Origin of the sequence: Pseudaeromonas paramecii (assembly GCF_039540575.1) — a bacterium.
In the GTDB taxonomy this organism is placed as follows: Bacteria; Pseudomonadota; Gammaproteobacteria; order Enterobacterales; family Aeromonadaceae; genus Pseudaeromonas; species Pseudaeromonas paramecii.
Window position 1 is genome coordinate 1 of sequence record NZ_BAABFC010000027.1, and the last position, 13,166, is coordinate 13,166.

8 protein-coding genes are annotated in these 13,166 nt (G+C 55.7%); all 8 read left to right on the forward strand.

The window, feature by feature from the left end; genetic code table 11:
• Window positions 1-1,771 (forward strand): type I secretion C-terminal target domain-containing protein (locus ABD847_RS15530; RefSeq protein ID WP_345014653.1); only part of this gene is annotated, 1,771 nt, incomplete at its 5' end.
• A gap of 158 nt (window positions 1,772-1,929) precedes the next feature.
• Window positions 1,930-4,074 (forward strand): type I secretion system permease/ATPase, encoded by a 2,145-nt coding sequence (locus ABD847_RS15535; protein WP_345014655.1) that lies wholly within the window; start codon window positions 1,930-1,932, stop codon window positions 4,072-4,074.
• Window positions 4,067-5,455, forward strand: a complete 1,389-nt coding sequence (locus tag ABD847_RS15540) for an HlyD family type I secretion periplasmic adaptor subunit (protein ID WP_345014657.1) — start codon at window positions 4,067-4,069, stop codon at window positions 5,453-5,455. The genes ABD847_RS15535 and ABD847_RS15540 overlap by 8 nt, the downstream gene beginning before the upstream one ends.
• 13 nt (window positions 5,456-5,468) lie before the next feature.
• Complete coding sequence (locus ABD847_RS15545; RefSeq protein ID WP_345014659.1) at window positions 5,469-6,779, forward strand: TolC family outer membrane protein; 1,311 nt, start codon at window positions 5,469-5,471, stop codon at window positions 6,777-6,779.
• A gap of 19 nt (window positions 6,780-6,798) precedes the next feature.
• A complete protein-coding gene (locus tag ABD847_RS15550) occupies window positions 6,799-7,395 on the forward strand; it encodes an OmpA family protein (protein ID WP_345014661.1) in 597 nt (198 codons plus the stop codon).
• Entirely contained in the window at window positions 7,364-8,086 is a 723-nt protein-coding gene (locus ABD847_RS15555) for a transglutaminase-like cysteine peptidase (RefSeq protein WP_425568474.1), read from the forward strand. Before ABD847_RS15550 ends, ABD847_RS15555 begins: the two co-directional genes overlap by 32 nt.
• A gap of 2 nt (window positions 8,087-8,088) precedes the next feature.
• A complete protein-coding gene (locus ABD847_RS15560; protein WP_345014664.1) occupies window positions 8,089-10,011 on the forward strand; it encodes an EAL domain-containing protein in 1,923 nt (640 codons plus the stop codon).
• A gap of 226 nt (window positions 10,012-10,237) precedes the next feature.
• The coding region (locus tag ABD847_RS15565) for a retention module-containing protein (protein ID WP_345014666.1) at window positions 10,238-13,166 on the forward strand (2,929 nt) is incomplete at its 3' end.

A 13,166-nucleotide genomic window follows, 5' to 3' on the forward strand; every position in this document is an offset into this window, starting at 1 on the left:
GGGGGACGTGCTGAGTTACCGCGTGGACGATGCGCGTTTCGAGGTGACGGCCGAGGGGGTGTTGAAGCTCAAAGACGGTGTCAGCCTGGATTACGAGAACGAGTCCAGTGTCGACATCAAGGTCACGGTGACCGATGCCGGTGGGCTCAGCAGCGAGCAGGTCTTCACCATCCAGGTGGGCAACGAGAATGAAGCACCCAATAGCCTGGCATTGAGCGACAACCGGGTGGACGAGAACGACGCGGGGGCCGAGATAGGCCAGCTGAGTGCCCAGGATCCGGATGCGGGGGACGTGCTGAGTTACCGCGTGGACGATGCGCGTTTCGAGGTGACGGCCGAGGGGGTGTTGAAGCTCAAGGATGGCATCAGTCTGGATTACGAGAACGAGTCCAGTGTCGACATCAAGGTCACGGTGACCGATGCCGGTGGGCTCAGCAGCGAGCAGCGCTTTACCCTCAATGTAGGCAACGAAGTAGATACCCCCACCACGGTGCTGAGTTTGGCTGCGACCTACAGTGCGGTGGCGAGTCAGGTCCAGGGGCTTTCTGGTGACTACTACGGCTATAACGATGCAGTAAAGGGGGCGGGCTTTCTCAGCCATGCCGATGATGGTCAATATGGCAATCTGGGAACCATTGACAAGGCCGTCGGCGTGATTGCGGATAGAACCTCAGCGGGGGCGGATGCGCACTTTGTGGTGTCTGATCTGGATTACGGTGGCATCAACAGTGGCGACTTGGGGAACAATGGTACCAACGCTCAGGGGGCGCGCGGCAATCTGGTGACTTTCCTGAATGATGGTGGCCAGAGCGATGCGTCCAGTCTGGCGCTTAGCGATCACTTTGGGAAAACCACGGATGCCGTATTACATATCCAGGGTGATGCCTACTTTAGTGGCGGCGATTATCGTTTTCAGGTCACGGCAGATGACGGATTTACGCTGCTGATCGACGGTGTCACCGTACTTTCCTATAACCAGAATACGGTGACGCATACCAGCACTACATTGATGTCAATAAACTTGGACGAAGGACTGCATAGCGTAGAACTTCTGTACTGGGATCAAGGTGGTGCGGCTAATTTGAGCCTTGTTTATCAGGAGCAAGGAGATAATCAGTGGCAGGACTTTAGTCTGGCTAACTTAGCCTTGTTCCAACAAGGCGAGGCGCCGAGCCTGACACCCCTGCAAGATATCGTGCAGGCCGCCGATGGTAGCTGGCAGATCCGCAGTGGGGTTGAGTATCAGGGAACCGATGGCTGGGATATTGTACAGGGCACTGACGGCAAGGATTCGCTGCATGGGGGTGATGGTGGCGATGAGCTGACTGGTGGTGGCGCGAGCGACAGTCTGTATGGCGATGGCGGTAATGATATCTTGGTTGGCGGTGCGGGTGACGATCTGCTAGTGGGTGGTACCGGGAGCGATACCCTCACAGGTGGCGATGGTGCGGATCAATTTGTTTGGCTGGCCGGGGATCTCAGCGCCGGATCGGGCAATCTGGATCATGTCACTGACTTTTCAGTGACCCAAGGAGACACTTTGGATCTGAGTGCGCTACTGGATGCGGCCTCTGGCGCATCATTGAGTGTCAGCAAGGCCGATGATGGATCCATCCAGTTGACCGTGCAGGAGGAAGGCTCGACATCGCCTGTCCAGCAGATCCAATTGGATGGCGTCGGCTATGCTGATATCACGGGGATGGGTGATAGTTCCGCCGAGCAAGTGCTCCAAACTCTGCAGGATACCCAGCATCTGGTGATCAATCACTAAAGGGAATCGCAGACGAGCACCAGAGCAGGGGAGGAGACTCCCCTGTTTTTTTATCCGGTATGGCCATGCTGCCAATAAAGCAATGATAAACAATTGTTAACATTAATATTGTTAAACAATACTATGACGTATTGCCCGCTAGTTGTTGAGAGGCCCTGATGGAATCGGTGCAGTCTGACTGCGATGAATTGCTGGAGAGCTTGGTCTTTTTGTCCAAGTTCCATGGCATTCCCAATAGCAAGGAAGCCCTGGTGGCGGGCCTTCCCATGCCGGATGGAAGGTTGACCCCTTTGTTGTTCCTTCGTGCGGCGGAACGAGCAGGCTTTACCGCGCGTCAACAAGGGGTATCCCTGGGGCAGATTTCCGAACTGCTGCTGCCTTGTGTCTTGCTGCTATCGGGAGGGAGTGCCTGCATCCTGTTGGCGGTGGATAGGGTGCATCAGGAAGCAGAGATCCTGTTACCTGCCAGTGGCAATGGCCAGCAGCGGGTGCCTTTGGCTCAGTTGGCGTCAGACTACAGCGGCCAAGTGTTGTTTGTGAAAAAGCAGTTCCGATATGACGCCCGCTCACCCAAGGTGTTGGAGACGCATCACGGTCACTGGTTTTGGAGCACGTTGCTAATCTCTTTGCCGATCTACCGGGATGTGCTGATTGCGTCCATCTTGATCAATTTGTTCGCCATTGCCAGTCCGCTGTTCACCATGAACGTCTACGACAAGATAGTGCCCAACCTGGCCTTTGACTCGCTCTGGGTGTTGGCGGTGGGCGTGGTCATCATCTTCTTGTTTGACTTCATCATGCGTCAGTTGCGCAGTTACTTTATCGATATCGCCGGCAAGAAGTCCGACGTGCTGCTGTCAGCCAAGATCTTTGCCAAGGTGATGGGTATCCGTATGGAGGCGAGGCCGCCATCCACAGGTGCTTTTGCTAAGCATCTGCAGGAGTTTGAGTCTATCCGGGAGTTTTTTACCTCGGCGACGGTTTCAGCACTGATCGATCTGCCATTTGCCTTTTTCTTCTTGCTGATCATCTGGATCTTTGCTGGCAACCTGGTGCTTGTTCCATTCGTCGCCATTTTAGTGCTGGCCTTGTACAGCTTCTATATCCAGCGCCCGCTGCGTCGCAGCATCGAAGAGGGCTCGCGGCTAGCTTCGCAAAAATACGCCAACTTGGTGGAGGGCATAGCCGGTCTGGAGGCGGTCAAGGTCTTTGGGGCACAAGGCACCTTCCAGTATCGCTGGGAGCAGGCGGTGAGCCATATGGCCAACTGGGGAATCGAGACCCGCAAGCTAACCAATAGGGTTTCGTCCCTCGCCAGCTTTGCTCAGCAGATGTCTACCGTGGGGCTCATCATCATGGGGGTTTACGAGATCTCAGAGGGGAATCTCACCATGGGTGGCATGATTGCCGCCGTCATGCTTTCCAGTCGTGCCATCGCCCCCATGATACAGCTCTCCGTGCTATCCACTCGCTACAACCAGGCCAAGTCTGCCATGAGCATTCTGGGCAAGATCATGGAGAGTCCCAGTGAGCAGGAAGAAGAGCGTCAGTATATTCAGCATGAGGTGTTGAGTGGTCGCATCGAGTTTGAGCATGTCACCTTTCATTATCCCGAGATGGAACAGGCCTCCTTGCGTGAGGTGAACCTCAGCATCCGGCCCGGAGAGAAGGTGGCCATCATAGGCCGGGTTGGCGCCGGCAAGAGCACCTTGGAGAAACTGCTACTGGGCCTATATCGGCCACAAAGTGGTGCCGTGCGGGTGGATGGCTATGATTTGGCACAAATTCACCCGGCGGTGCTGCGGCGCAATATCGGCTGTGTGCCTCAGGATATCACGCTGTTTTTCGGCTCGGTGCGAGACAACATAATAGTGGGTCACCCTTTGGTGGATGATGAGCGTGTGTTACGTGCGGCACGCCGTGGAGGCGTAACTCAGTTTACCAACCAGGATCCCAATGGCTTGGCCCGCCAAGTTGGCGAGGGGGGGCGACTGCTCTCCGGTGGGCAACGGCAGGCCATTGCCCTAGCGCGTGCCCTCCTGATGGATCCGCCCTTGCTGATCTTGGATGAACCCACCTCCAACATGGATAACCGTTCGGAAAGCCTAGTGAAACAGGAGCTCGCCCGCCTTGGGCCTCAGACCACACTGCTGCTCATCACCCACAGGACCACCATGCTGGATGTGGTGGATCGGTTGGTGGTCATGGAACAAGGCAGCATAGTGGCCGACGGGCCCAGGGAGCAGGTGTTGCAACTGCTCAAGGAAGGCAAGATTCGGGTGCGGGGGCCGGAGCATGAGTAAGCAGACGTTGCCCAAAGCGGAGTTGCTCGATTGGGTGGAGGATGGCACCGCTGCCGTGTTACTCAATACCCCTGCGCGGGCCAGAGTGCTGTTATGGTTTAGTTTCTTATTTGTGGCGGTCGCCATTGGCTGGGCTGCCTGGGCCAAGTTGGACGAGGTGGCGGTAGGTCAGGGCAAGGTAATTCCTTCTAGCCAGCTGCAGGTGGTGCAGAATCTTGAAGGGGGTATCGTCAAGCAGATCTTCGCCCACGAAGGGGATGTGGTGCAAAAGGGACAGGAGCTGCTGCAAATCGATGACACCCGTTTTCGCTCTGACTTTCGGGAGCGGGAGCAGGAGCTGGTGTCTCTGCGTGGTGATGTGGCTCGCCTGCGCGCTCAGCTGGCCAGCATGGAGATCAATCAGGATGCCACTCTGCCCTGGCGAGAGCAGGTCAAGTTAACGCAAAAGCCCTTGGTGTTTGAACAGGGTTTTGAGCAGGTGTTCCCCGATTATGCTACCCGGGCCAAGAATGGTTATGGCGAACAGATCAGCACCCTTGGTAACCAGTTGACCATCATGGCGCAACAGATAGAGCAGAACGAAAATGCCATCATGGAGGTCAACACCAAGATCCGCACTCTGGGTCGCAGTGTGGATCTGGCACGCAAGGAGCTCAACATCAGTCGTCCCCTGGCCAAAGAAGGTATTGTCTCTCAGGTGGATATCATTCGCCTGGAGCGCCAGGTCAACGAGATGCAAGGGGAGCTGGATAATGCCCGTCTGATGTTGCCCAAGCAGAACTCGCTGTTGCGTGAGGCCATTCTCAAGCGCAAGGATGTGGCTTTTAAGTTCCGCGTCGATACGCAAAACGAACTACAGGATAAGCAGAGTCGCTTGGCGCAATTGAGTGAAGGGCAAGTGGGGCTGCGTGACCGGGTATCCCGCACCAGCGTGGTTTCGCCAGTCAAGGGGACCATCAAGACGCTGAATGTCAATACGGTGGGGGGGGTGGTGCAACCAGGGATGGACCTGGTGGAGATAGTGCCCATGGAAGACACTCTCTTGGTGGAAGCCCGTGTTCTGCCAAAAGATATTGCATTTTTGCGGCCCGGTTTACCGGCAGTGGTGAAATTTACCGCCTATGATTTTGCAATATACGGTGGACTGAAAGGCACGCTTGAGCACATCAGCGCCGACACCATTCAGGACGACAAGGGTAACGCCTTCTATCTTGTCAGGGTGAGAACGGATAAGAGCTATCTGGGCGATGATCAACACCCCTTGCCTATCATTCCCGGGATGCTTGCCAGTGTGGATATATTGACAGGTAAGAAGAGTGTCTTGGAGTACTTGTTAAAACCCATCTTGCGGGCTAAGTACACGGCATTGAGAGAACGATAATCATGGAGAGAGTATGAAGAAAACCTATATTGCCACGTTGATGAGTGCTGCCTTGATATTCCCTGCTGCCTCCTGGGCTCAAAGCTTGGAGCAGTCGGTGGCTGAGGCATTGCTGACTCATCCGCAAATTCAGGAAGCCTATCATCTCTACCAATCTCGCCAGTATCAGATTGATGAGGCCAAGGCTGGGTACTTACCGAAAATCGACGCCATTGCCGGTATCGGTCCTGAGCGCACCAACAACAGCACCACGCGCGCCGGAGGAGATGGGGTGGATAAAAGCCTGACCCGTCAGGAGGCCTCCGTCAGTCTGACTCAGATGCTATTTGATGGGTTTGATACCAGCAGCAACGTGAATCGCACCCAGGCTGAGGCCGAGGCACAGAAGTATGCACTCTTCTCCACGGCGGAAAACACCGCCTTGAGAGTCAGTGAGGTCTACTTGAATGTGTTGCGTCAGCAGGAGATCTTCGAGCTGTCCAAGAAGAATCTGCAAACCCACGAGGATATTTTGGCTGATATCGCCAAGCGTACCGATTCAGGCTTGGGCTCCACAGCGGATCTGAGTCAAATTCAAGGCCGTGTGGCCCGGGCCTATGCCAATCTGGCGGCCGCAGAGAATAATCTGCGGGATGCCCAGTCCGAATACATGCGCGTGATTAACGCAGAACCCATGGATTTGGTTCAACCGGTGCCAGATGCGGACATGTTGCCCGCAAATCTGGATGACGCCTTAAAGGTCGCCACCGCGCAACATCCGACCCTGTTGTCTTCGCTGCAGGATATAGAGGCCGCGCGCTATCAGCATGAGGGCGCTAAGGCCAACTTTTATCCACGGGTTTCTGTCGAGGCCAGCCAAAATTGGTATGAAGATGCCGATGGTATCAAGGGCTCCAGCGAGGAGGGGCGTGCCATGCTGATGGTGCGTTATAACCTGTTCAATGGGGGGGCAGACACCGCACGTAGCCGCTCCACCTCGGCCCTGCAGTCTCAAGCCAAAGACATCAACATGAATGCTTATCGTCAGGTGGAGGAGGGGACTCGATTGGCGTGGGCAGCCCGGGACTCACTGTTGCAGCAGAAGGAGTTTTTCCGCAAACATGTGGATGCCAGCTATGACACTGTGCAGGCCTATAAGAAGCAATTCACCCTGGGCAAGCGGACTTTGCTGGATGTGTTGAACACAGAAAATGAACTGTTCGAGGCCCGTCGTAGTTATATCAATGCCGACTATGACGAGTTGTATGCCGAATACCGCATCATGAATGCCACCGGTCGTCTGTTGGACTCACTGCGTGTGACCCGACCGGAGCAGTGGAAGTAACACCACTACAGGAGGATCTATGACTCCAAGAATCGCGTTACTGGCTCTGATGTTGAGTGGCTGTAGTCTGACTGCCGATCCAACCATGACGGTGAAACAGGCCAATGACCTGACAGATCCAGATACGGATGGGGTGATCAATGCCCGTGAGCAATGCCATGAAACCAAGCTTGGCAGTCTGGTTAATAACTACGGTTGTCCGTCCACTGCACCACAGCAGCAGTTACAGGATTTGTACGTGTTGTTTGAGCATGACAAGTCAGAAGTGCGACCGGAGTTTATGGACAGTATCCAGCAGACGGCGCAGTTTATGCTGAATAATCCGGATCAGATGTTGACCGTTGAAGGTCATGCCAGTACCCCTGGTACGGATGATTACAACGTGGCTCTGTCTCAGCGGCGTGCAGATGCCGTCAAGCGGGTCATGGTGGAGGAGTTTGGCGTACCGGCTGAGCGAATCATAGCCCGCCCCTATGGCGAGAAGAGTCCGTCAATTAGCAAAGAGGATGAACAAGCCTACACCGCCAACCGGCGAGCCGTGGGCACTTTGCACTCAACCTCGAGTGAGACGGTTGCTAAGTGGAATGTATATAGCGTTGAAACTGGCTATTACTAGCCGCCGATGTGGCTGGCTGTGGGGAATGTTGGGGATGCTGTTGCTCCCCAATTTCCTTTTTGCCGATGTGTCCCCACTCAATCCGCAAGATCAGCAAAATGTGGAAGCGGTGCGCCGTTTCTACGGTCAGCGTGCCGGTCTACGAACCGAACGCTGGCGACGCCTGGTAGAGCAAGGTCGTAATGAACGGTGGGACGAGCGCCGTGCGCTGACCGAGGTGAACCGCTTTTTTAATCAGTTGCTCTTTATTGATGACATTAAACTCTGGGGCATGAAGGACTATTGGGCCATGCCACAAGAGTTTCTGGGGGCTGCCGGCGGAGACTGTGAAGACTATAGCATTTCTAAATATTTCACCTTGCTGGAGCTAGGTGTTCCAGAAGAGAAAATGCGCATGGTTTATGTCAAAGCCCTGGCGTATCAGCAATTCCATATGGTGGTGGCGTATTATCCGACCCCCTCTGCGGTGCCACTCATTCTAGACAACATCAATGGCACCATTCTGCCGGCAACCCAACGGAAAGATCTGGCGCCTGTATTTAGTTTCAACGGTACACACCTTTGGTTAATGAAGGAACGTGGCCAGGGGCAGTTGGCTGGTAGTGCCAATCGGCTGAAACTGTGGACGGATTTACGCAGCCGATTTAGCGGTGCGACGTTTAAGCGACCCAAACTTAATCTGGATGATTGAACATGACCCTATACCGACAATTACTCATGACCATGCTGGGGCTGTTTGCGATTTTGTTCGTATCGGCATATTGGGTACAGTTCCAGTCAACCCGAGACTTCTTAGCCGAGCAGCTGCGTACCACAGTCGAAAGTACGGCCAATTCGGCCGGACTGGCGTTGACCCCGTACCTTGAGACCGGCGATCAGGTTGGGGCCGAATCTGTGCTTAATGCAGCATTTGATGGTGGCTATTACCGACGCATCCGACTGGATTTGCTGGCCAGTGGTGAGCATATTGAAAAAGAAAACACCATCACCATCCATGACGTGCCCAACTGGTTTATCAATCTGCACCTGTTCGACAGTGTCAATTACGACACCGTACTTACCTCTGGTTGGTTGCAATTGGGCAAGTTGCAAGTAGAGGGCCACCCTGGTCAGGCTTACTTCGAGCTATGGCGCGGCATGAGCCGTTTGCTGGTCTCTTTCCTGGTGGCTTTTTTGGTGGTGACCGTCTTGCTGATGCGTGCCTTGAATCTGCTGCTGCGACCACTGGAGCAGATCCGGCATCAGGCCAGGGAGATAGAACTACATCATTTTGGCCATGCGATTCCTTTGCCGCGTACCCTGGAATTGCGCCAAGTCGTGCAAGCCATCAATGGCATGGCCGGCAAGCTGGCCAAGCAGTTTAAGGAGCAGGCCGAAGCGGCTGAACGCTTGCGTGAGCGGGCCTTTCGCGATGCAGTATCCGGTTTGGGAAATCGTGCCTATTTTATGGGGCAGGTGAATAGCTGGATAGCCGAGGCGGGACACGGCGGCATCATGTTGGTGGCGGTGGATATGCTCGAGGATATCTATCGCGACGAGGGTTTTGCCGCCCGGGATCGCATGGTGGCGGCTGTGGCCAAGTCGATCCAGGCTTGTTTGCAGCGCTTTGAGGCTGCTGCTTGTGCTCGGATTTCGGCCACCGAATATGCCATCCTGCTACCCGGTATTGAGGGGCTGCAATTACAAGAGACAGGTGAGGAGATCAATCGGGCCATTGCCGAGCTGGTGATCAACCCCATAGCGCAGAATCAATCCATCTCGGTTATTGGCATGACAGTGCGAGAGGATAAGGATGACCTGTCTACCCTGCTCACCAAGGCCGATAATGCCCTGCGCCGAGCTCGCACTGAGCGGTTGGGTGCTGTGGTGCTGGAGCAGGCCTCCAGGGATACCCTGGGCCGGATCGCCTGGAAGGAGATTATTTCCCGCGCCTTGCAGCAGGGTAATCTGCAGTTCAAGTCCCAGCCCGCCATTTTGCTGGAGACTGGTCAGGCGCATCACGAGGAGCTATTTGCCTCCATTCAGCAGGATGATCTGGCTTTTAGCGCCGGTCAGTTTATGCCGGCTGTGGAGCAGTTCAAGTTGGGTTCTGAATTCGACAAAGCCGTGCTGCAGGCGGTAGCGCCCACACTGCATCGGCAGCCGAATAAACGGCTGGCTATCAATCTGACCATGGGATCCATTACTTCTGATGCATTTCATTTTTGGTTGGCAGATTACCTGCTACAGCATGAGCACCTCGCGGGGCGCTTACTGTTTGAAATGCCGGAGACGGCCATCGTCTATGCGCGCCACAGCGTGGACAAGCTGGTGGCGCTGCTTAAGGCGCGTCACTTTACCTGGGGGGTTGATCAATACGGTCGTTACTTCCAGTCGCTGGGGTATCTGGAGTCGCTGATGCCAGCCTACGTCAAGGTGGATCATGGCTATACCGGGATGGTATTGAAGGAAGAAGGGGATCAGGCCTTTTTATCGGCGGTCTGCCGCGCAGCACACAATGCGGGCATTGTGACGATTGCTACGCGGGTGGAAGATGATGCGCAGGTAAAAGCGCTGGCGGATCTCTTCGTCGATGGATACCAGGGTTACATCTCACCGCCGCAGCCATTTGCCTAATCGAACGGCATTAGCAGAATCAGACGCCAGGCATGCCTGGCGTTTTTGTATTTCGATTCACATGAAACCCTTTTCTTGTCACTGACGTCCAGATGGCGTCGATCTTCAGTTTTCGTGCATGAATTGAACAAAAACACCGGCAGGAGTGTGAAAATTTTGTAACGGATCTGGCTGCCCATCCCCTCTAGGCTTTAAGAAAGCCCCATGGGATGGGTGGAGGTGTCGTATGCGTTACCAACAAATTGATAACACTGTGTCCGTGGTCAGTGTCAACGGCATGGCTCGGGTCATCGAGCCGGATGGTTCCACTCATGTGTTGCAAGAGGGCGAAATCCTCAAACCCGGTGCGCTGGTGGTCAGCGAGGAGACGAGTCGCATCTCATTTGACCCCGTCTCGCCCGACGGCGGGGGACAGACAACGGATATCCTGGCTCAGGCAACCGATCAAAGCCTCAACAATCAAAGTATCCAGACGGCTAATGCCCTGCTCGATTATCAATTTATCTCAGTGCCTATGCAGGCCATCAATGTCAGTGGCCAGGTGCGCGTCATCGCGCCGGATGGTTCCACTCACCTGGTCTCCGAGGGCGAGATACTGCAGCCTGGAATGTTGTTGGTGACCGATGTCAACAGTCACCTGGCCATGGAACCCAGCCCCGAATCCCCCACAGTCCCAGAGACACAATTGGCCGCCCAGCCAGGTGGGAGTACCGATGCAGAGATTGCCGCCTTGCAACAGGCGATTCTCTCCGGCCAAGAAGGCGCCTTACAGGCGACGGCCGCAGGTAAAACTCCGGATGAAATTGCCGCCTTGCAACAAGCGATCTTGCAAGGTCAGGATCCGACCCTGACGTTAGAGGCCACGGCAGCCGGTGGGGCTCCGGCTGCCGGCGGTGCCGGGGTGGCTGGCGCCAGTGGTAATGGTGGCTTCGTCGTAGTGGACAGAACAGGGGATGCCACCATTGCCGAGGCCGGTTTTGATACTACTTATCAAAGTGCTCCGCTGACTGGTGTGGAGGATCCCAGCGGCCTGCTGGCGGCCGACAACACGATTCCAACCCTATCGGTGACCCCCGGTGAGCTGGATGAGGCTGTATTGGACAGCACCCCAGACGTAGACATGGACCTGAGTGACGGTAGCCTGGCTGGTCAAGCTCCCAGTCAAATCACAGGGAACATCGTCGCTGATTTTCTGGCGGATGTGCCCGGTAGTGTCTTCTTCTCCGACCCGGCACTGCAGCCAGCAGGCTTGACCTCCGGCGGTGTTGCCATCGTCTGGAGCCTGAGCCCAGATGGATTGAGCCTGACAGGTGCGGCTAATGGGCAGATTATTTTGACGGTCACCTTGTCCGCCGATGGTACCAGCTACGTGGCCGATCTGGATGGCCCGCTGGATCATGCCGAGGGTGAGGATAGCTTGAGTCTTGCCATCAGCTTGACAGCCCAAGACAGCAACGGTGATCTGGTCACAGCTCCCTTGGTTTTGACGATTTTGGACGATGCTCCGGTGGCCAACGCCGATAACGGTTTCGTTACCGAAGATGGCCCCCTCACGGCTAACGGTAATCTGCTGGCCAATGATACCCAAGGTGCCGATGGTGCCACCGTCACGGCCATCGCTGGCGGCAGTTTGGGGCAACCCATCACAGGTGACTTTGGTACCCTCACGGTCAATGCCGATGGGAGTTACAGCTTCGTGCTGGATAACGCCTCAACCCAGGTGCAGAGCCTGATACCGGGCGAAAGTCTGAGCCAGGTCTTCAGCTACACCCTCACCGATGGTGATGGTGATACCAGCACGGCGACCCTGACCATCACGGTCAACGGCGCCGATGACGGTGTCATCATCAACGGCCTGTCCGGTGAAGGGGCCGAGGTGGTGGTGAGCGATGCCAACCTGGCGGATGGCACCAGCCCCGATGCTGCCGCACTGACCCAGACCGGCACGTTTGATATCAGCGCACCGGATGGGGTGAAGAGTCTGAGCGTGGCGGGTGTGGTGCTGATAGCCAATGGCGAGGTCGTTGGTTTGCCGTTGGCCATTCCCAGCCCGTTGGGCAACAACCTGACCATCACCGCCATCAGCTTTGATGCCGATAGCGGCACCGGCACCATCAGCTACTCCTACACCCTGCTGGACAACGAGTTCCACACCCAACCGATTGATGATGCGGTGTTGGGCGAGAGCTTTAGCGTGGTGCTGGTGGATGACAATGACAGCACTACCAGTGCCAGCCTGGATGTGCAGGTGCTGGATGATGTGCCCAGTGCCGAAAACGACAGCGCCAGTGTCACCGAAGATGGCCCGCTGAGTGCCAGTGGCAATCTGTTGGCCAATGATACGCAAGGGGCAGATGGCGCCAGTGTTTCAGCCATTGCGGGGGGCAATATCGGCCAAGCATTTAAGGGCGATTTCGGTAGCCTCACGGTCAACGCCGATGGCAGTTACAGCTTTGTCTTGGATAACGCCTCACCCCAGGTTCAGGCACTGATCCCTGGACAAAGCCTCAGCCAGGACTTCAGTTACACCATCACGGATGCCGATGGAGATACCAGTACCGCCACGCTAACCATCACGGTGAACGGTGCCGACGATGGCATAGTGGTCATCACGCCCTTTGGCTTCAATAGCCTGACTGACGCAAACCTGCCGGATGGTAGTGCCCCGGATGCCGATGCGTTGACTCGTACCGGTAGCTTTGTGTTTACCGCCAGTGATGGTGTCAGCAGCCTGACGCTGGGTGGGGTCATCCTCATCGACAACAATCAGCCGGTATCCGTTCCGGTGAACATTCCCAGCCAACTGGGCAATGAGGCCGTGATCACGGCCATCAGCTTTGATCCTGACACTGGGCTCGGCAGCTTCAGCTACAGCTATACCCTGCTGGATAACGAACAACACCAGCAGCCGGCACAGGATCTGTCTGTAACCGACCCGTTTGAGCTGGTATTGGTGGACATGAGTGGCACCAGCTACAGCCAGACCTTCAACGCCCAGGTACTGGATGATGTACCCACGGCACGAAATGACAGCGCCAGCGTCACCGAAGACGGCCCCATTAGCGCCAATGGCAACCTGCTGACCAATGATACCCAAGGTGCCGATGGTGCCACCGTCACGGCCATCGCTGGCGGCAGTTTGGGGCAACCCATCA